Annotated in this window: 15 protein-coding genes; 8 read left to right on the forward strand and 7 right to left on the reverse strand. The window is 54.2% G+C overall.

What is annotated here, in order from left to right; all coding sequences use genetic code 11:
- Nucleotides 1–114: 114 nt before the first annotated feature.
- A complete protein-coding gene (locus MKZ15_RS05900; RefSeq protein WP_339820599.1) occupies nucleotides 115–1,440 on the forward strand; it encodes a glycosyltransferase in 1,326 nt (441 codons plus the stop codon).
- A gap of 632 nt (nucleotides 1,441–2,072) precedes the next feature.
- Here the strand turns inward: MKZ15_RS05900 and MKZ15_RS05905 are convergent.
- The 3 genes from MKZ15_RS05905 to MKZ15_RS05915 are packed head-to-tail and all read right to left on the reverse strand — an operon-like array spanning nucleotide 2,073 to nucleotide 5,080.
- Complete coding sequence (locus MKZ15_RS05905; protein ID WP_155606551.1) at nucleotides 2,073–3,020, reverse strand: glycine betaine ABC transporter substrate-binding protein; 948 nt, start codon at nucleotides 3,018–3,020, stop codon at nucleotides 2,073–2,075.
- A gap of 7 nt (nucleotides 3,021–3,027) precedes the next feature.
- The gene (locus MKZ15_RS05910; RefSeq protein ID WP_155606462.1) at nucleotides 3,028–3,873 is read right to left on the reverse strand and encodes a proline/glycine betaine ABC transporter permease; all 846 of its coding nucleotides are present in this window, start codon (nucleotides 3,871–3,873) and stop codon (nucleotides 3,028–3,030) included.
- Complete coding sequence (locus tag MKZ15_RS05915) at nucleotides 3,833–5,080, reverse strand: glycine betaine/L-proline ABC transporter ATP-binding protein (RefSeq protein WP_339820601.1); 1,248 nt, start codon at nucleotides 5,078–5,080, stop codon at nucleotides 3,833–3,835. Before MKZ15_RS05915 ends, MKZ15_RS05910 begins: the two co-directional genes overlap by 41 nt.
- Before the next feature lie 349 nt (nucleotides 5,081–5,429).
- Between MKZ15_RS05915 and MKZ15_RS05920 the strand changes: the two genes are divergently transcribed.
- Nucleotides 5,430–5,984, forward strand: coding sequence for a GbsR/MarR family transcriptional regulator (locus MKZ15_RS05920; RefSeq protein ID WP_339820603.1), 555 nt, complete (start codon nucleotides 5,430–5,432; stop codon nucleotides 5,982–5,984).
- 77 nt (nucleotides 5,985–6,061) lie between these two features.
- Here the strand turns inward: MKZ15_RS05920 and MKZ15_RS05925 are convergent, their stop codons facing one another.
- Both MKZ15_RS05925 and MKZ15_RS05930 read right to left on the reverse strand, forming a co-directional pair.
- Entirely contained in the window at nucleotides 6,062–8,425 is a 2,364-nt protein-coding gene (locus MKZ15_RS05925; protein ID WP_339820605.1) for an alpha/beta hydrolase, read from the reverse strand.
- 107 nt (nucleotides 8,426–8,532) lie between these two features.
- A complete protein-coding gene (locus tag MKZ15_RS05930) occupies nucleotides 8,533–9,885 on the reverse strand; it encodes an amino acid permease (protein ID WP_339820608.1) in 1,353 nt (450 codons plus the stop codon).
- Nucleotides 9,886–10,093: 208 nt separating this feature from the next.
- On the opposite strand from MKZ15_RS05930, the gene MKZ15_RS05935 reads away from it, so the two are divergent.
- The 6 genes from MKZ15_RS05935 (at nucleotide 10,094) to MKZ15_RS05960 (ending at nucleotide 17,930) form a co-directional block, all read left to right on the forward strand.
- A complete protein-coding gene (locus tag MKZ15_RS05935; protein WP_193415530.1) occupies nucleotides 10,094–11,068 on the forward strand; it encodes an ABC transporter permease subunit in 975 nt (324 codons plus the stop codon).
- Between the two features lie 19 nt (nucleotides 11,069–11,087).
- Nucleotides 11,088–11,981: a carbohydrate ABC transporter permease gene (locus MKZ15_RS05940; RefSeq protein ID WP_155606468.1), complete on the forward strand. Its 894-nt coding sequence runs from the start codon at nucleotides 11,088–11,090 to the stop codon at nucleotides 11,979–11,981.
- 69 nt (nucleotides 11,982–12,050) lie between these two features.
- Entirely contained in the window at nucleotides 12,051–13,742 is a 1,692-nt protein-coding gene (locus MKZ15_RS05945; RefSeq protein ID WP_339820612.1) for an extracellular solute-binding protein, read from the forward strand.
- A 185-nt stretch (nucleotides 13,743–13,927) separates the two neighbouring features.
- The gene (locus MKZ15_RS05950) at nucleotides 13,928–14,767 is read left to right on the forward strand and encodes a response regulator (RefSeq protein WP_155606470.1); all 840 of its coding nucleotides are present in this window, start codon (nucleotides 13,928–13,930) and stop codon (nucleotides 14,765–14,767) included.
- 9 nt (nucleotides 14,768–14,776) lie between these two features.
- On the forward strand, nucleotides 14,777–16,573 hold the full coding sequence (locus MKZ15_RS05955; RefSeq protein ID WP_339822316.1) for a sensor histidine kinase: 1,797 nt from the start codon (nucleotides 14,777–14,779) through the stop codon (nucleotides 16,571–16,573).
- 106 nt (nucleotides 16,574–16,679) lie between these two features.
- A complete protein-coding gene (locus MKZ15_RS05960) occupies nucleotides 16,680–17,930 on the forward strand; it encodes an MFS transporter (RefSeq protein ID WP_339820615.1) in 1,251 nt (416 codons plus the stop codon).
- 115 nt (nucleotides 17,931–18,045) lie between these two features.
- Here MKZ15_RS05960 and MKZ15_RS05965 read toward each other — a convergent pair whose 3' ends face one another.
- Both MKZ15_RS05965 and MKZ15_RS05970 read right to left on the reverse strand, forming a co-directional pair.
- Nucleotides 18,046–18,900: an ABC transporter permease gene (locus MKZ15_RS05965; protein ID WP_213623440.1), complete on the reverse strand. Its 855-nt coding sequence runs from the start codon at nucleotides 18,898–18,900 to the stop codon at nucleotides 18,046–18,048.
- Nucleotides 18,900–19,817 carry an ABC transporter ATP-binding protein gene (locus MKZ15_RS05970; RefSeq protein ID WP_339820617.1) on the reverse strand — a complete coding sequence of 306 codons (918 nt, stop codon included), beginning with the start codon at nucleotides 19,815–19,817 and terminating at the stop codon, nucleotides 18,900–18,902. Before MKZ15_RS05970 ends, MKZ15_RS05965 begins: the two co-directional genes overlap by 1 nt.
- Between the last annotated feature and the right edge of the window lie 9 nt (nucleotides 19,818–19,826).

Genomic DNA, 19,826 nt, shown 5'->3' on the forward strand with positions numbered 1-19,826 from the left:
TATCGGCTGTTCGGTGACAAATGATAAATTTCCCAAGGAGTCGAATGATTTACAGGGTTGAAACCACCGCGTATAATGGGCATAATCTAACGTTTTCACATAAGGGAGAACATCATGAATCGCAGCTACGACGATCCCAAACGAATTTACATATCGGTGAATCAGAAATTTTGGATCAGCCATGTGGCGGCAGGTCTGTGGATGCTCTTTTCCATAGGGGTATCGATGCCGTGGCTGCAAGATTTTGCGAGGTTTGTGACGCTTCCTGCAGCGGTTCTGATCATCGCGGGAATCTCGTATATTCCCGGATACATGAACGCTTTTATGATCGTCAGCCTGTTGCTAGACCGACAACCTCCGCTTCCGGGGGGCTCCCCCAAACAGCCGGTGACTGTGCTGATCGCTTGTCATAATGAAGAGCGTGGGATCAGGACCACGCTTGCGTATCTAGCCGCTCAAGAGTATTCGGGACCGATGAAGGTCATCGTGATCGATAACAATAGCTCGGATCAAACGGCGGAGCGGGCCAAGGCTGCCGGTAGGGAGCTTGGTCTGGACCTGCTCGTGATCGAGGAGAAAACGCCAGGCAAAAACCATGCGCTTAACACGGCTCTAACTTTGGTGGAGACCGAGTTAATGATCACGCTGGATGCAGACACGCTGCTGCACAATCTGGCTGTCAAGCATATCGTGTCCCGCATGGAGTCGGCGCCACCGGATATCTGCGCAGTTGCGGGAGCGGTGCTTGCCCGTAACAGCCGCCATAATTTCTGGGCCAAGCTGCAGGAATGGGATTATTTTCTCGGGATTGCCAGCATTAAAAGGTTGCAGGGAATGTTCCAGGGAACGTTGGTAGCGCAAGGGGCTTTTTCCCTCTATAAAACCGATGCCGTGCGCGCCGTGGAGGGTTGGCCGGATGCGATCGGCGAGGACATCGTGCTGACATGGAAATTCTTGGCCCGGCGTTGGCGCGTGTATTTTGAACCGTTGGCGGTCGCTTTTACAGACGTTCCGGAATCGTTCCGTCATCTCGTCAGGCAGAGGAGCCGTTGGGCTCGGGGGATGATCGAAGCTCTGAAAATGTTGAAGCCGTGGAACCAACCGTCCATTTATGCCAAATATTTGACCGGTTGCAATTTGCTGATGCCGTATTTGGATTTGGTGTACACCTTCTGTTGGCTGCCGGGTTTGGTACTCGCCTTTTTCGGCATCTTCTGGATCGTTGGGCCGGCAACGTTGCTGGTGCTGCCGCTAACGTTTATCCAAAACTTCATTTTGTATCGGTATCAAAGTCAGGTGTTCCGCTCGCTCAACCTGCGGATCCGCAAAAACCTGTTTGGCTTTATTGCCTATGTGCTGCTCTATCAAATGGTGATGAGCCCGGTCTCCGTTTATGGGTACGTGCAGGAGGCGCTGCAGCGAAAACGGATTTGGAAATAAAATTTTAAGCTGATCTTCAGGTTTCTGTAATGTTCCTTTAAGGAACCGATGCTATTCTTTAGATACTCCCTCTTCTTAATTGATATATACGTGAAGAAGCCACCTCTGCCCGGGGTGGCTTCTTCCTGTTACGCAAGGGTGTTCCAAAAGTCATCTTCCGATCACGAGGCAAGTCGATGTAGCCTATTCGACGTCGAATCTTGAATTCAGCCGGTCGCTCCGTTGCTCATGTACCCAAAACGTACGCTCCGCTACTCACTCCCTAACTTCATTCAAGCTTCTCGGTGCTCGAAACCTAACTTTTTGAACCTTCATTGAAACGGTAGTTCAAAAAGTCATCTTCCGATCACGAGGCAAGTCGATGTAGCCTATTCGACGTCGAATCTTGAATTCAGCCGGTCGCTCCGTTGCTCACTCTTAAAAGTGCTAACGGAACCAGGAGACGCTATTTCACACTTTATAGATGTTCAGCGCGGATAACGGAACTAGAAGACCTTATTTCGGATAAAAGCAGCTAATTTGCGGGCATTAGAGCCGAATAAGGTCTCTGGGTTCCGTTACAGCGGGAAATCACCGGGAAATGGGGGAATAAGGTCTCTGGGTTCCGTTAGGAAGAGAGGATCGTGACTTCCTTACTTCAAATCCTCGATCGAGCCAATATTCACGTAAGCCGGGACGACCAGGCCGGTTTTGACGCCGGTCATGTTCGCGCCGAGGTCATCGAGTTGATCGCCGTATTTGTCCCAGTAATCCGCATGGGTGAGTGGCAGCCAAGCGGCTGCGGTCGCATCGACGTCCCCGCTGGCGACGCCGGTCCACATCGGGCCGGCTTCGACCTGGAGGGACTCAACATCATAACCCAGCTTGCTCTCCAGCACGTATTCCAGCAGGTTTGTGCTGGCGATCTCGGAATCCCAAGCGACGTAGCTCAACTTGAGTTTGTCGCCGTCCACCGGCGTCAAGCCTTCGGTCCAGCTGTCAACGCGGTCCGTGTTGGCCTCTGCCCAGGCTTTGGCGGCTTCAGCCGGATCCTGACCTTCCTGGATCGCGGTCATAATCGCTCCCATTTCATCCGAAGTCCATTCAAAACGGTCAAGGAATTCATAAGCGGTCGGATGATCTTCCTTCAGGCCTTTCCGAGCCACCGTGTGGATTTCCTCGGCTTCGCCGTAAACCTTCTGCGGGTCCTCCAAATATTTCAGATCGTATTTGGCGAACATCCAGTGCGGCGTCCAGCCGGTGATAATGATCGGTTCTTCGGCTTTGATCGCCTTATCTAACATTGCCGTCATCGCCGCACCGGAGCCTTCGATCAGCTTCCAGTCCGCCAAGCCGTAGGTTTCGATTGCTTGGTTTGTCGCTTTCATGATCCCCGCGCCGGGGTCGATCCCGATGATTTCGTAGTCGACTTGCTCGCCAATCGCGACGGCAGTGGAGTTGCCTGCCCCGTTCGCCGACGCGTCAGGTGCGTTGCTACCGCCCCCTGCGGCGGAATTGTTCGCTTGTCCGCATGCGGAGAGTACCAACATCCCAACCAGACCTGCCAACACCATCAGTTTCCTCGTCGTCTTCAACTTCATTTTCATCTTAATCTCCCCTTTGTGATTTGGATTTAAACAAATTTTGTGTAAAGCGGTCGAGCACGATGGCCAAGACGACCACGGCCAGACCGGCCTCAAACCCTTGCCCGATTTTCAACTGGGTGACTGCTCGATAGACGGTAGCCCCGATACCTTGCGCTCCGATCATGGAGGCGATGACCACCATTGACAACGACAACATGATCGTTTGGTTCACCCCGGCCATCAGCGTAGGCATGGCAAGCGGAAGCTCCACCTTGAACAGCTTCTGCCAGGACGTGGAGCCGAAGGCGTTGGCCGCTTCCGTCAGCTCGCCGGACACTTGCTTGATGCCAAGATAAGTGAGCCGGATCGTTGGCGGGATGGCGAAAATCACCGAAGCGATCACCCCGGGAACGACACCTAGGCTAAAGAAAGTCACGGCCGGCAGCAGATAGACGAATGCCGGCATCGTCTGCATGAAATCCAGCAGCGGCGAAACGATCCGATGGACTAGCTTGCTGTAGGCGCTCCAAATGCCGATTGGAATCCCAAGCAGGATTGAAATCAGCCCGGACGTGATAACCAGACCTAACGTACTCATGGTTTCGTCCCAATAACCGAGGTTATCGATCAGAAGGAACCCGATGACGGTGAATAGGGCCAACTGCCATTTTCCGATCAAATAAGCAATGATTCCGATGATGACGATAAACAGCAGGGGATGCGGCAGCAGAAACAATCCTGCGAAAAAATCAACGATCGTTTCGATCGCCATGGACAATCCGTCGAAAAATCCGCCGAGCGTCCGTTCCATTCCGTCCACCAGCGATTCAATCCACTCGGCTAACGGCAATTTCGGTATGGACTTCATTTGGGCTCACCTCCTTGGATTCATGATGGCTCTCTCCGGCGAGGGCACCCAACACGGCGCCGCGTACGATCACGCCAAGCAACCGCTCTTGCTCGTCAACGACCGCAAGCGGAACCCTGGACGAGCTAGTGACCTCAAACAGATCACTCAGTACCGTGTCCGGAGCTACGCGGGGGCCGTCCGTGATCAGAATCTCCTCGAGTCCCACACCGGATTTCGCGGCGCGGGAGGCATCCTCAGCCGTAATAACACCGAGCAGCTGTTTGCCCCGACCGATGACGAACAGGTTAGAGATCGCACGTTCGCGCATTAATTCGAGGGCAACACGTGGCCCCCGATCCAAGGTGACCGTCTCCGGCCGGCGCATCACGCGGGCCGCAGTCAGCACCTTGGACAAATCCACATCCTCGATAAATCGTTCCACATAGCGGTTGGCCGGGTTCATCAACATTTCCTCCGGCGTACCGATCTGGACGAGCGCCCCGTCTTTCATCAAGGCAATCCGATCGCCGAGGCGCAGGGCCTCATCCAGATCATGCGTAATGAAGACGATGGTTTTCTTCATCTTCTCCTGCAGTTCTAGCAGTTCATCTTGCATGTCACGGCGAATGAGCGGATCGAGTGCGCTGAACGCTTCGTCCATCAACAGGATTTCCGGGTCATTGGCCAGCGCGCGGGCCAGGCCGACCCGTTGCTGCATACCGCCGCTTAGCTGATCGGGCATTTTGAGCTCCCAGCCCTTCAAGCCGACAAGCTCCAGCGCTTGCATCGCTTTGTCGCGACGCTCTTTTTTTGCAACCTTCTGGATTTCCAGTCCGTATTCCACGTTCTGCAGGACGGTTCGGTGTGGGAACAAGGCGAACTTCTGAAACACCATGCTAATCGATTTACGCCGCACCTCGCGCAACTCGCTTTTGTTCATTTTACGGAGGTCCCGGCCATGCAGCAGGATTTCTCCGGCCGTCGGTTCAATTAGCCGATTGAGCATGCGAACCAACGTCGATTTGCCGCTCCCGGACAAGCCCATGATGACGAAAATTTCACCTTCTCGGATGTCCAAGCTGACCTGCCCGACGCCGACCGTAACCCCTTTGTCTTTGAGTAGACGCTCTTTGGTGTAACCTTGTTTTAATAAGGGAATGCCCTGCTCTGGATGAGGGCCAAATAACTTACTGACTTCACGTACTTGCAATAATGGCTGATTCATAGATTCACTCCTTTTCTAAATCTTCAGTTCCCCCTTCGATATCAGCTCACTGCTAGAAAATGGCCGAGCGAGACCGTATCGCATCAATCCGTGATGTAAGCTTAACAAACCTCTTGTCAAGAACGCAAAGTCGAAAACCGTACGTAAGGAACGTACAGAAAAAACTGAACGTAAAGATCTTCCGGATAACTCCATAATCCTCCCAAATGCTCCCTAGGCTGCTTCTTTACATTTGGTCTTGACTTTCTTAAGATAGAATAAGCGTTGAGCCGCGTGGTGATTTAAGGTTTACGGGTTAAACGCGCTACAGCCGGAGAGTTTTTTTGCAAATGAATAGGAGGTTGCAAGCATGAGCTTGGACCAGCTCACCGATGAGCAACAGGCATTATTAATGAAGGTACGCAAGCGAGTGATCGAGGCGATCGGACGAAACATGGATTTGTACGGGGTCTCCTTATCGACAGGGCACTTGTACGGGTTATTATTCTTTGCCGACAAACCGATGACGCTTGATGAGATGGGCATGGAAATGAAAATGAGCAAAACCAGCATGAGTACGGGAGTTCGCACCCTGCTGGATCTCAAAATGGTCAATAAAGTGTGGGAGAAAGGCTCCCGCAAGGACTTATATGAAGTGGAATACGACTGGTACCAAACGTTTACGGACTTTTTCGCAATAAAATGGAGAAAAGCGGTGGAAGGCAATATCCTGGTGTTACGCCGCTCGATCGAGGAATTGACCAAAGCGATGACGGAAGAGGCGGAGGGGCCGCTTCGCAGGGTGTTGGAGGAAGACGTCCGCAAGATGAAGGAAACGGTGAAGTATTACGAATGGCTGGATCGTCTCATCGATACGATGGAAAGCGGAGAGATCTACCAGCTGGTCCCGAAAGAAACCGAATAACGTTCATGATCAAAAAAAGAAACGCTTATTCCAACGACGCCATTAGGTGGCCGTTGGGAATAAGCGTTTTTTGCGTGTCAGTAGGCTCCGATATCGTCGAGCATCAGCTTGGCGGAGCCGCCGCTGAGTTGAAAGGCAAACTCTAGGATTCCAGTATCCGGGTCGAAATCCGGATTGGCTGCAATGAAGTCTTCCATCGCCAGCCGGTACGTTTGATATACCGCTTCCGTCGGATGCTTGTATTTCCCGTCCGATAGGTGGCGGTCCAGCCAAGGGTGGATCGTAAACGACGTGATTGGCAACGGTTCGGCTTCCATGAATCTCGTCAGAGGCAGGCGGACGGAGGTGCCGTTTCCGTCAATGAGCTCTACCTCAACCGTGACGGCCCCCGCAGCCAAGGGCGCATCCGGCGTATCGTCTTCCAGCTCAAAGCTGCGGTCGGTTAGCGAGAACGCGAGCCCCTCCAGCCTACCGCTAGCTGGTAGGGGAGCGCCTTGCTTCCAGCTTAGCGCGTAAGTGGACGGCTCGTTTCCGCTCAGCCGGCGCTCCAGGACGATCCCGCGGGAGGGCTTGACGCCTTTTTGCCGGTTCTTCGCATCCTCTTCTCTCCAGGATAATCCACGGGCTGCCGCTTTCCCGCCACCGGGCAGCGTCGCCCGGTTCGAATCCTCATCGTAGCGGGCCCAGGCCGTAAACGAACCGCTCTCAAACCGGTTGTAGTAAGCCGTGTCTGGGAGCCAGTCCAGACCGACGCGATAATCCTGCAGTAACGGGAGGTACCGGCCCGATTGGCCGTCGTTCCCTGACTCCCCGCCACGCAGCGTCTCTTCGAAGAATGCCGAAAGGTACACCTTGGCGATGCTTCGCTGTTCGGCCGGCGACAACATTCCGTCCCGGCTAAGCAGGATGCCCTTCGGATAGCTGACGTCGCGGCCGCCCCAACTGCTGTTGAATTGGCTGTGATTGGCATCCCCGATGTACAGAGAAGCCTTGAACCGCTCCTCGCCCGATGAATAACTCGTTCGCATGTACTGCCGGTCTCCGTCAAAGTCGCTAACGTCGCCGTCCCGGGCGCCTTGGAGCGTTAAATAACTGACATCCTTCAACTGAGTGACCTTGCCGTCTACTTTCCTGTCGGTAGGCGCTATGGCGGCTACGGCCTCGATTTGGTACGAGGCGAGGCTCTGAATCAACTCCGTATCACTCCCGAACCAATCCTTATAATCGGCGGCCATCGCCACCGCCTGCCCCCCTCGAGAATGGCCAGCTAGGCCGATGCGGGCAAAGTCGACTTTGCCGTACAACGGGTTGCCGGGCTCGTTGGCAAAATCGCCGATTTGCTGCAGATGCTTGAGCAAGACCCAGGCCCGGACTTTCATATCGTTGTCGGGAATCCCTGTCCATACGGAGTAATTCAGGAAATTCTCATCAACCGAGACGGCAATGAACCCACGGCTGGCCAGCAGTTTCCCGAGATAAGCGTAGCCGTCGTCGGAGAAGTCTTCCATTAAGTGATTCCCGTGAACGATGAGGACGATCGGAAAGTGGGAAGGACTTTCAGTAGAGTCCTTCCCTTCCGCCATAGCGGGCATCCAGACTCTGCCGTTCAGCGGTAATGCACGTTGATTAAATCCCCAATAAGCGGTTCGGTAGACCGACCACTTCTTGATATAAGCTGAAGCATCCACCGCCTGGGACGTAACGTCAACCGATTCACCGTATTCGGGTTGCCAAGTGTCGTTCCCGCTACCGTACGTAAAGGTCGACACAGCATAGGGCCCGGGTTCGGCGGGGTTATCCGGCTGATCGGCCAATAGTCTGCCGCCGTCCCCAGCCTCGCCGGCTTCCTGCAACAACCCGGCGCTTTGCACGCCTTGGAATGCGGGCACGGTGGAGTCGTTGCCCGTCCCCGGAGCAAAAGACCAGATCGCAGCCGCCGCAACGAGCAACACCGCCGTCAGGGTGATCGCCGCTTTATGACGAAGCCGGAGGCGCCGGCTGGCAAGCATTCCTGCCATCAGTCCGGCGGCGATCCCCGCCAAGCTGATTACCGCAGCCACCATCGCAGCTGCGGCTAGGGATACTTCGTTATAGTAGAAAATCAGGAAGGAGGCGGCGTAATCAAACAAGACCGCCCCCGTAAACAGCCGGGGGATCGGCAAGCCGATCAAGGCTATCAGCAGTGTAGTGAGGTGAGCAATCAGGTAAAGCGCGAGCGTTCCCGCCAGCAGAAACAGGAGTAAGTCGACCGCGGTTCCGAGCCCGGTCGGCATGCCCAGCGCCAACAGACCAAACGCGAACATGCCGGCCCCCCAGGGGCCGGCAACGGCGGATCGCCAGTAGGCGGTATCGTATTGGTAGGCATTCCGGATGCGGCGAGCGATCCGGTGACGCCGTTTTGGCTTGCGCAACACTAGTTCCGTAACAACCTGAAGTTCCATGGTCTCCCCCAATAGTTGTAATCTCTCCTCTGCCTTCATTGTAACATGGGCAGGGGAACGGGAGGAACAGGGGAATGCAGGGTCCGAGCTTTTGAACTACTAGGCTGCTAGTCTCTCTGGCTTGGGCGCGTGCGGAATCGGACGGTCGACCATCCGATCAACAGAACCAGTACGGCGAGGCATACGCCGATGCTGATGCGGTTCTGCGCGTCGAACAGGAACAGCAGGGCAATGACCGCTAAACCGATGACGGCCAGCACCGTTAGATAAGGAAATCCCCAAACTTTAAAGCTAGGCACAGTCGGATAACGCCGACGAAGCTTCAGCTGGGACAAGCAGATCGTAATCCACACGAGCAGGACGACAAAGCCGGGCACGGCCATCAGTAGGCGGAACAATCCCGCTTGATTGAGAACGGCGAGCATGGAGCCCAGGATCAGGACAATCCCGCTAAGAATCAAGCTGTTGATCGGCACGCCCTTGGACGAAATCCGCGCCAACTTGGCCGGCGCCTCGCCGCCGGTGGCCATCGAATGGAGCATCCGAGTAGCACCGTAAATGCCGGAATTGGCTGCGGACAAGACGGCCGTAATCAGGATGAAGTTCATTAAATGCGCCGCGCCTTGCAGCCCTGCCGACGTCAGCACTTGCACGAACGGGCTGGTCTGCTCGCTAAGGCTATTCCACGGAATAAGTCCGCAAATGATCAAGATCGGCAAGGTATAAAACAGCACCACGCGCAAAATAAAGTTTTTGACCACCCGGGGGAGTACCTTTTCAGCGTCCTTGGCCTCCGACAAGGTGAGGCCGATTAGCTCGGAGCCGCCGTAGGAGAACATGACGACCAGCAGCGCCGAGAAGATTGCCGTCCATCCATTCGGAAAAAAGCCGCCGTAATCGATGTAATTGCGCGGGAACGGGGCTTCCGCACCCGGGATGAAGCCAAACAACATAGCCGCACCAAGCAAGATAAACACAATAATCATCGCGATCTTGACCCCAGCCAGCCAAAATTCAAATTCACCGTAACCACCTACGCTCATCATATTGATGGCGAGGATAAAGATGGCGCTGGCCAGGCTGAGCACCCACAGCGGCACGTCCGGCAGCCAGAACTGCAGGAAGCTGCCGGCAGCGATCACTTCAATCACGCAAACAGCTAGCCACATGAAACAATACAGCCAACCCAAGATGAAGGAGATACGCTCCCCAAACGCCTCGCGGATGAAGTCCTTCATGTTTCGGCCGGGATACACGGTGGCCATTTCGGCAATCGCGCCCATGACGACAAGCAGCAGCAGGCCGGCGAAGACGTAGGAGAAGATCACGCCAGGACCCGCCAAGCTGACGGTCTCGGCACTGCCTTTAAAGATGCCGGTGCCGATGACACCGCCCATAGCCATGAAGCTGATATGGCGGGGCAGCAATTTTTTCTGCAGCGTAGAAGATTCGGATTTCACGTAAATAAAGCCCCCTAAACATAAGTTAAATCCTCGAAATGCCCTTAAATGCAATACGGACTTATATTACACTAATTCCCCAGGCAGAGGAAATGAAATCATAGCCGATTGATTATTATCACATTTCGTTGATTGGTCAGGTAGGCAAGCGCCTGGGGCCAATATACAATAACTCACAAGATGAATAAAGCGAAAAGGGGGGAAGCGTATGGCCCGGCTATCCGTCGATCAGGAAATGCAACCCGCCATGCCGCGCGTGCCTTACAAGAGGAGGAACAACGGGTTCGCGCGTTTTATTCGGCAAATCGACCTGCAGCTTATGGTACTCCCGGCGCTCGCGCTCATATTCGTGTTCAGCTACATTCCGATGTACGGCGTCCTGATCGCCTTTCAGGATTACAAGATCGGACACAGCTTTACCGGTAGTCCGTGGGTGGGCTGGAAGCACTTCGCCTACTTCTTTCAATCGCCGGATTTCTATACGGTGATGCGCAATACGATTGTGATCAGCTTGCTGAAGTTCTGCATCGGTTTTCCTGCGCCGATCCTGTTGGCTCTAATGCTGAACGAAGTGCGGAAAATGGCTTTCAAAAGAGTGGTGCAGACCATTACGTATTTACCGCATTTTATGTCCTGGGTCATTCTCGGCGGACTGGTCGCCTCGCTGCTCGCAACGGATAATGGCAGCTTAAACCTGTTGCTGGAGCGGCTCGGTACCATTCAGGAACCGATCAACTTCCTGTCCCTGCCCGAGTATTTCTGGAGCATCCTGATTACGACCAACGTGTGGAAGGAAATCGGCTTCGGTTCCATCGTCTACCTGGCGGCGATTGCCGGGGTGGACCCGAATACGTATGAGGCGGCTTCGATTGACGGAGCCAGCCGCTTCAAGCAGATTTATTTGATAACGCTTCCATCCATCATGCCGGTGATCTCGATCTTTATGATATTGGCGATCGGCAATTTGCTGAGCGCCGGCTTCGAGGATATCCTCGTGTTGGCCGTGAACCCGGCGCTGCGGGATGTGTCTGACGTGATCGATACGTATGTGATCAGGGTCGGGATCAACAACTACCGATATTCCTACGCTACCGCCGTCGGATTATTCAAAGCGGTCGTCAGCGTCGGGTTGTTGACCATCGCCAACTATGTGGCCCGCAAATCCGGCAACAGCTTATGGTAATCAGGAGGAGGTGTTCGCGATGTTTAGCAGCAGAGGTGACCGGGTCATGGTTGCTTTCATCTATGTCTTCTTAATCGTCTTTGCTCTCTCCACGTTATATCCGTTCCTGAATGCCATTGCGATCTCGCTGAATGAGGGGTTGGATACCGCTAAAGGCGGGGTTACTCTCTGGCCGCGGGCCTTCACCATGGAAAATTACGAGGTCGTCTTTCAGGACGAACGGTTAATGTCGGGTTTCGTCATCTCCGTACTCCGGACCGTCGTCGGGACGGTCAGTGCGATCTTGGCAACCGCGATCTTCTCCTACGGAATGACGAAACGTGAGCTGATGGGACGTAAGTATTACATGCTGATATGTATCTTTACGATGTATTTTTCCGGCGGGTTGATTCCGACCTTTCTGCTCATTCGTAACTTAGGGATGTTCAACTCGTTTTGGGTTTATATTATTCCTTCGCTGATCGGGGTGTGGAACATGATCATCTTCCGTACCTTCTTCCAGGGGCTACCCCAAGGGTTAGAGGAATCGGCCAAGATCGATGGCTGCGGGAATTGGGGCACCCTGTTCCGCATTGTGTTGCCGTTGTCGGGTCCGGTTATCGCAACGCTGTCGCTGTTTACGGCAGTTGGACACTGGAACGAGTGGTTTGTGGCCAGCATCTACATTTCGAAGGAGGAGCTGCTGCCGATTCAGACCATTCTCAAGCAAATTCTTGCTTCCAATATCGTCTCCGAGCAGACGGCCAATTTGGACGCAGCGGCGCAGGCCCATATGGCGCAGGCCAAAACCGTCACCAGCAAATCGCTCTCGATGGCAACGATGATGGTGGCAACGCTCCCGATCGTCCTGGTGTATCCATTCGTGCAGAAGTATTTTGTCAAAGGGGTTCTGGTGGGTTCCTTGAAGGAGTAGCCATGGGGTTTGGAGCAAATGGTTTTGCTTTGAACATAAAAATGTAAGTAGAAAGGGGATAACAGTCGCATGCAAAAGAGGGGAATACGGTTAAGCCGAATGATGGTTATTTTCCTGGTGATCGCCTTGTTTATCGCGGGATGCTCCGGCGGCGGGGGGAACAACGGAAATGGCGGCAATACCGCCGAGGCGCCGAAGGAGAACAGCGGCAGTGCGAAGAACAACCAAGCCGAATCTGCTGAACCGCAGCTTTACGAGCTTGGCAAGGAGCCGCTGGAATTTACGTTATACGGCAACTACGATTGGTACACCATGCCGAAATGGGGCGCCGATGAGACCACCACCTGGGTCAAGGAGAACAAGAAGGTGAACATCACGGAAATCCCGAACGGCGGAAATACGGTTCAAAAGCTGAATACGATGATCGCCTCGGGAGATTTGCCGGACGTGATTTGGGGCGAGCGGGGAGCCGATGTCGAGCGGTTGCGTGAAGCAGGGCTGCTGGTCCCCTTGGATGATTACATCGAGAAGTATCCGAATCTGAAGAAGTGGCTGGATCCGAAAGCGCTGAATATGCTGCGATCCCCCGACGGCAAGTTGTACCAGTTCCCGAACTGGTATACGAACCGTCCGAACGGCAATGCCGGGTGGGTCGTGAACAAGAAGATTTATACGGAGCTGGGCTCGCCCAAGCTGGAAACGACCGATGATTTGTACGCCTACTTAAAGCTCGTGAAGGAGAAATATCCGGACGTGATTCCGCTGGAGACGGATCTGGCCAGCGAAGGCCACGGCCTGGATCAAATCTACTCCGCGTTTAAAGAGAACAATTTAAGCTTTCCGCGTTATTTTGCCGTTCCGAGCGGGGATAAGATGACTTCGATTTATAAGGATGAGGCTTACCGTGAATCGGTGGTGTACGCGGCGAAGCTGTTCCGCGAGAAGCTGATGACGCAGGATGCAATGACGCAAACGCGGGATCAGGTGCAGGAGAAGCTGATGAACGGCCGAGTGGCGGTATATACTTCCTCTAACCCGACCTTATATGCAATGCAGGCCCATGCGGCTTTAACCCAGAAGGATCCGGACGCCGGCTACATCATGATCTGGCCGATCCACAAGGAAGGGCTGGACAAAAACAAAACGTATCCCGGCACCTATAATATGCTTGGCTGGAACGCCGCTGTGATCACGACCGGCGCCAAAGATCCGGAGGCGATCTTCGCTTTCCTGGATTGGTGGACCGGTCCGGAAGGGATGACCTTGCAGATGTGGGGTGTCGAGGGCGAGTTCTGGCAGGGACGTGAAGCCGACGGCATCACGCCGAAGTTTACGGAGAACTATACGAAGGACAAAGAGAAGCTCGCGGACTACCAAGCGAAGATGGACCCGTTAATGTGGGTCGGCAATACCGTATACGTCGACGACATCAAGGGGAAATTCGAAGCAACGCTGCCGGAGAACGAGCGAAACTGGTCGACCTATTGGCAGTATGAAATCACGTGGAAAACCCAAGGGGATGCGACCGAGTTTATCAACTTGTTCCCGCTGCCGGATACAGAGGAGGGAATCACCTTCCAAAGCGGCAAAGACATTTGGCAGAAAGCGAGAGCTCAAGCCCTGTACGCGAAGACAGATGAGGAGGCGCTGGCGATTCTGGACAAAGCGCATGACGATACGATGTCCATCGGGTTCGAGAAGCTGCTGGATTATTACACTCAGCGCTGGCATGAAAACTTGAAGATGATCCAGGGCAACTAGGGCGAGGAAGCAGGACATACGAAGAGGGGACCCGTTTTTTTCGGGCTCCCCTTTCTTGCATCGCGCCGAACATCCGTAAACGCCTGCTGTTATTAGAGGATTTTCTCCGTTCTCAACCGCCGAGGGGGACGGGTATACTTAGGGATACACCGAACTTCCGCAAGGGGAAAAGGGGGCAGACGATCTTGTATAAGGTATTGCTTGCCGATGACGAGCATCTCGACCTGGAGGGCATGAGGACGTTTATTCCCTGGTCCGAGCTGGGGATGGAGGTCGTAGGCGCCGTAAGCAACGGCTTCTCGGCCTGTGAGCTGATGGAACGGCAGTCCGTCGATATTCTGGTGACAGACGTCAATATGCCGAATATGTCGGGACTGGAGCTGGCGCGGCGAGCGCTGGATCGAAAGCCGGACGTCCGCGTCGTGTTCGTCAGCGGGCACCAGGATTTCCACTTTGTAAAGCAAGCGCTTTCGTTGAAGGCATGCAGCTATGTGCTGAAACCGATGGACGATGAAGAGCTGGTCGCTTCGTTGCGGCAAATCACCCTTGAGCTTGAGTACGAGGCGAATCGCAAACGCACGGAGGAACAGTTCCTTCAAATGATGCAAGCTTTGGGAGCACAAGACGGCAGAGAGTCAAAGGACGCCCGTGATCGGCTCGCCGAACCGGAGCCTTCGGACCCATCGGACCTGAGGAACATGCCAGGCAGCAGCCGGTTGATCAAGGAAATCGTGGCCACCATGCAGGCGCGTCTCCACGAGAACCTCACTTTGAAGCAAATCGCCCAGCAGTTTGCTTTTTCCCCCAATTATTTGGGACACCTCTTTAAAGAAGAAACCGGCCAAGGCTTCAGCGAAATGCTGACCGAGCTTCGGATGAAGCGGGCGCGTGAGCTGCTAAGGGACCCCAAGGTGAAAATCTATGAGGTCGCCGGTCAGGTCGGGTATCGCTATATGCCTTATTTCAGCCGGCAATTTAAGGAAACTTTCGGGATGACGCCGATGGAATTTCGTAAACGGGAGTGAGTCGCCTTGATGAAGATTCTCCGCGTTTCGCCAAACCGGTCGCCCCGTTACCTACCGTTCGGCTACAAGCTGATGCTGACCTACCTTGTTTTTATCCTGATTCCGGTGCTCGCCATCGGTTATTTCTCCCACACTCTTTATCAGGAATCCATCCGCAAGCAAACCCGCAGCACTATTCAAGGCACGCTGTTGCAAATCCGCGATAACATGGAATACAAAATGGCGGATGTGGAGCGCGTTTCCTCCATGCTATACCATGACTATACACTGGTGAGGCAACTCCGCAGCTATGAGGAAGGCTGGAGCAGCTATGAACGCACGACAACGGTACTCCAACCGAAGCTCCATATCGCCATGAATGCGACCGGTTTGAATTTGGCCATGTACGTGTTCCTTGAGAACGATACGCTGCCCGAAGTGTATCACGGTTCATTCCTACAAGAGAACCCGGATGCGCTCGAGGGGCAATACAACATCTATCATCTTCAGAGGATTCAGGACAAACCGTGGGTTCTGGAGTTTCCGGAAGAGGAATACGGAGAAACGCTTGTTTGGCGCGAGGTAGAGAGGGACATGGAGTATGGCCGAATTTCGCTGCTGCGCCGGCTGGTCGACAGCGATAAGCCGCTCGATTTGCAGGTAATCGGCTTCTTGCGACTGAGCGTGCGAAGCGGCGAGTTGTTCGAAGCACTGGACTACCGAAAAATCGGCGAGGGCAGCCAATTGCTGATTCAAGATGGGGCGGGGAAGACGTTATACGAATCCGGCGGGATCGAAGAGACCGGCGTTGCCGGAAGTCGGGGGGAATCGGCAGAGTTTTTAACGATTCGCGAGGAGGTCGCAGGTCCGGGATGGGTACTTACGGCCCGGGTTCCGCTTACGATCATGGAACAGGACTCGACGAAGGTACGTTGGTTCGTGACCCTGATCTGCGTGTTGTGCTTGATCGTGTTTACGTTTGCCGGGATGTTCATTTCCCGTTATTTTTCGATCCGGGTAACGAAAATCGTGTCGGTTCTGAATGCCTTCCGCGAAGGGGATCTCCATAAACGGATGCGCTACCGGGGGAAAGATGAGTTTTCCCAGATCGCCTCTGCCCTAAACGAGATGGGGCACAATATCGAACGGCTGATTGAGCAGGTCTATCTGTCCCAATTGGAGAAGAAGGAAGCCGAACTGGAGACGCTGCAGGCGCAGATCAACCCGCATTTCCTCTATAATACGCTGTCCTCGATCAGCCGGCTCGCCAAGTTCGGGGAGATTGACAAGCTGCAGCGCATGGTGCTTGATCTGGCGAAGTTCTATCGCTTGTCGCTTAGCGACGGGCGGACCATCATTCCGATTCGCAGCGAGCTGGCCCAGGCGGAGGCTTACATCAATATCCAGCGAACGAAATTCGGGGAGGCGGTGTCCTTTGGTTTCGAGGTCGACCAGGCGATCCTATCTTTGTCCACGGTCAAGCTAGTCCTGCAGCCGTTTATCGAAAACGTGTTGGAGCATGCCTGGTTCGGCGATCCGATTCACGTCCGGGTTCAAGGTTATGCGAAAGGGCGGGAAGTTTGCTTCAAAATCATCGACGATGGGATCGGCATGCCGCAAGATCGGCTTCGGCAAATTTTCGACTCGGCACCCGGGGCGGAGGCCGGGTTTGGCATACGCAACGTACATAGCCGCATTCAGTTGCATTTCGGCACGGAGTATGGGGTGAAGATGTTTAGCCGTCCCGGGATCGGCACGACAGTGTTGATCCGGTTCCCGGCAATCCCTTCAGTCGGGGGGGATCCAGGGGGATTCGCGGGTCTTTGAAATGTCAGGCATCACGGAGCCTGTCAAGCCTTGACAATTATTTACTTCGCGGGTTTAATAGGGAGATAGTTTTGTACAACTCGTGAACAAAGAAGGCGAAAACCGTATGAACGCACATCTCAGAAATATTCACCCTTTATCGTGGACCATCATCGTGGGGACCATTTTTGGACGTATGGCTTCGTCCATGAGCATTCCGTTCTTATCCATCTATCTCATCAAGTCCCTTGGAGCGTCCCCGTCCGAAACTGGGATCGTCGTTGCGGTCAGCTCGCTGATCGGGGTGTTCGCCAGCTTTTACGGAGGGTATATCTCGGACGTCATTGGACGCAAGAGGGTGCTGTACATTTCCATTTTCGGCTGGGTGCTCGTGTTCATCGGCTTTGGCTTGGCGAATCAAGTGTGGCTCTTTTTTATTATGAATGCCTTAAACGGATTGTGCCGTGCGTTGTTCGAACCGACCTCCCGGGCATTGTTGGCTGATATCACGCCACAGGAAAGCAAGATGCTGGTATTTAATCTGCGTTACGCAGCGATTAATCTTGGCGTTGTCGTCGGGCCGATCCTAGGTTTGCAAATGGGGGCTTCAGATTCGGGAATTGCGTTCTATTTCGCCGGTCTCGTCTATCTGGTGTACGGGCTGGTTTTGGTATTCCAGTTTATGCTGCATAAGGAGATCGGAACCGCGGGTCATGGAGCGGGCGAGCGCCTGTCCCTGAAGGGCGCGATGCAGGTGACCGGACAGGACCGGACCTTCTTGTATGTGCTGGTCGGTATGATTTTCTGCGTGCTTGGGTACGGACATTTCAGCTCGACGTTAGCGCAATACTTAGAGATGACGCCAAGTATCCAGGACGGGGCCAAGCTGTTTGGCTACATGCTGTCACTGAACGCGGTTGTCGTCCTGGTGGTACAGTTCCCGATCGTCAAGTTCGCCGGCCGCTTCACGCCGGTTGTGCCGCTGATTGCGGGTAATTTGTTCGTCTCCGGCAGCCTGCTGCTGTTCGGCTCGGTTCACGCGATCTGGGCGTTCCTGCTAGGCGTCGTCATCTTTACGATCGGCGAGGTGCTGATGTTTACGATGACTGACGTGCTGGTCGACCGCATTGCCCCGGCATCGCTGCGCGGTACGTATTTCGGCATGTTTGGCTTTAACCAATTAGGCAATGTGCTCGCGCCGCTGCTGGGCGGCTTCCTATTGGATGCCTTCGGTGCCCCAGAATCCCTGATCATCTTTGGGATCATCGCATTGACGGCCGCATTCGGCGTGCCGTTCCTGCTGCTGGCGAAACGCCATTTAACCGCGCGAGAAGCGGCGGCTGGGAATGGGGAGGCGCAGGCGGGGGTGTCGGGTTGATAAGGTAATCAACCCATTGGATTTTCTACCGTTAATAGGGTTCATCAACAATAGCTAAGTCAGGGCACACCAAATAACCGGATCGGGCGATTCACGCCCGGTCCGGTCCTTTGTTTTATTTGCTTTTACGCGACAAACTCAGTAAGGACAAGCCGAAGAACAACACTGTAGTCGCCAGCAAAATGACGATGCTTAACCAGGACTCGACCTGGTAGGAGCCAAAATGATAGATGACGCCCATACTTTCCGTGAACTCCGTCAGTGCCTCAGCGGGTGCCCCGTTGAAGGACACTTCCATCGGATGTTCCAGCATGACGCTACGAATCAGCACCCCGGCATGGGAGATCGGGAAAATCTTAATGACCCATTGCACCGCCTCGGGCAGGCTGCCCATCGGCACGTAGATGCCGGTTAGGAAACCGATCAGCGTCCCGATCACCGTGCTGGCTGCCGAGAAGGCGTTCTGACTGCGCAGGAACGTGGTGATGAAGAAGACGATCGAGCTGCTGGCGAGCACGGATAACACGATGAGTCCAAGCACCTTCAGGATACTGAGCAGCGGCAGTAACTCCCCGTCCAGCATCAGGATGTACAACTCCCCAAGGATAAACGTGACTACGCTCATGATGACGCCCACGGAGCAAGCGCTGAGAATATAACCGCCGGTTAGCCGGCTTCTGCGGAGGGGAGAAGTCGTAAAATCCTTGAGGATCTTACGCGAGCGGTCTTCGACCATGATTCCGAAAGCCCCCATGGTTGAGGTAACGGAGGTGACGGCCAGGATTCCGGCCAGTACCCAACTATTAATCAGAACAGACGCCCCTTCGATCACCGGCAGACTGTTTGCGATGGTGTCGCCAAGGAAGACGACATAGAGTCCGAGAATGATGAACACGGCCAGCAAGGAAAACAATACGGCGGCGCGGTCCCTAAAAAAGATTTTCAAATTTCGGTTTGCGATGCTTAACATCAGCTTCTGACCTCCGTTCCCGTCAGGTTAATAAAGACGTCGTCCATCGTTCCGTTGACGATTTCCAGGTTGGCGATATTGTCCCGGCACCGGTCTAGGATCCCGAGCGCTTCTAGGGTAGAATTTAGCGCAATACGGTAGATACCTGCGGCATCCCGTTCGAAGGCAAGGCCCAATTCCTCTAGCAGGGCAGTCAACTTGCCGTCATCCGCTGGCTTAATTCTCAGCATGTCCGAAGCATACCGGTTCTTAAGTTCCAGCGGCGTACCTTGAGCCAACACTTCGCCATGGTCGATGATCGTGATGTAGTCGGCTTGAGCGGCTTCCTCCATATAATGGGTGGTCAGGAATACCGTCATGCCCTGTTCTCGCTGCAGCTTGAGGACCATTTCCCACACTCTCTTGCGCGTTTGCGGATCCAATCCGGTTGTTGGCTCATCCAGAAACAGCACTTTTGGCGTATGGATTAACGCCCGTGCGATGTCTGCCCGCCGACGCTGCCCGCCGGACAGCTTACCGTAGGGACGCTTTAGAAATTCGAAGACACCCGCAGTCTCTGCCGCGACTTCGATCGCCGCTTGGAGTTCCGAACGAGACCGACCGTAGAATCGGCCCCGGATCTGCAAATTTTCCTCGACCGTAAGCAGTGGATCCAGCAGGCTGTCCTGGAACACGATCCCGATGGAAGAACGAATCCGGTCATCGTCCTGTCCCAAGCGATACCCGTCGATGATCACCTCGCCGGCGTCCTGCTGAAGTTGGGTGGATATGATGTCGATCGTCGTTGATTTACCTGCTCCGTTAGGACCCAGAAAAGCAAACAAACTTCCTTCCTTCACTGTAAAATCCACTTTCTTCACGGCCTCCAGCGAACCAAATGATTTCTTTAGGCCGGTGACCTCAATGATATTACCCATGGGTTATTC

The organism is Paenibacillus sp. FSL R7-0216, assembly GCF_037969915.1.
GTDB classification, from domain to species: domain Bacteria; phylum Bacillota; class Bacilli; order Paenibacillales; family Paenibacillaceae; genus Fontibacillus; species Fontibacillus rhizolycopersici.

What these genes read in the sequence shown, in the direction of transcription:
- MKZ15_RS05900 (WP_339820599.1), top strand. Translation starts at nt 115, where the DNA reads ATGAATCGCAGCTACGACGATCCCAAACGAATTTACATATCGGTGAAT.
- MKZ15_RS05935 (WP_193415530.1), top strand. Translation starts at nt 10,094, where the DNA reads ATGGCCCGGCTATCCGTCGATCAGGAAATGCAACCCGCCATGCCGCGC.
- MKZ15_RS05915 (WP_339820601.1), bottom strand. Translation starts at nt 5,080, where the DNA reads ATGAATCAGCCATTATTGCAAGTACGTGAAGTCAGTAAGTTATTTGGC.
- MKZ15_RS05940 (WP_155606468.1), top strand. Translation starts at nt 11,088, where the DNA reads ATGTTTAGCAGCAGAGGTGACCGGGTCATGGTTGCTTTCATCTATGTC.
- MKZ15_RS05910 (WP_155606462.1), bottom strand. Translation starts at nt 3,873, where the DNA reads ATGAAGTCCATACCGAAATTGCCGTTAGCCGAGTGGATTGAATCGCTG.
- MKZ15_RS05920 (WP_339820603.1), top strand. Translation starts at nt 5,430, where the DNA reads ATGAGCTTGGACCAGCTCACCGATGAGCAACAGGCATTATTAATGAAG.
- MKZ15_RS05970 (WP_339820617.1), bottom strand. Translation starts at nt 19,817, where the DNA reads ATGGGTAATATCATTGAGGTCACCGGCCTAAAGAAATCATTTGGTTCG.
- MKZ15_RS05905 (WP_155606551.1), bottom strand. Translation starts at nt 3,020, where the DNA reads ATGAAGTTGAAGACGACGAGGAAACTGATGGTGTTGGCAGGTCTGGTT.
- MKZ15_RS05960 (WP_339820615.1), top strand. Translation starts at nt 16,680, where the DNA reads ATGAACGCACATCTCAGAAATATTCACCCTTTATCGTGGACCATCATC.
- MKZ15_RS05955 (WP_339822316.1), top strand. Translation starts at nt 14,777, where the DNA reads ATGAAGATTCTCCGCGTTTCGCCAAACCGGTCGCCCCGTTACCTACCG.
- MKZ15_RS05945 (WP_339820612.1), top strand. Translation starts at nt 12,051, where the DNA reads ATGCAAAAGAGGGGAATACGGTTAAGCCGAATGATGGTTATTTTCCTG.
- MKZ15_RS05965 (WP_213623440.1), bottom strand. Translation starts at nt 18,900, where the DNA reads ATGTTAAGCATCGCAAACCGAAATTTGAAAATCTTTTTTAGGGACCGC.
- MKZ15_RS05925 (WP_339820605.1), bottom strand. Translation starts at nt 8,425, where the DNA reads ATGGAACTTCAGGTTGTTACGGAACTAGTGTTGCGCAAGCCAAAACGG.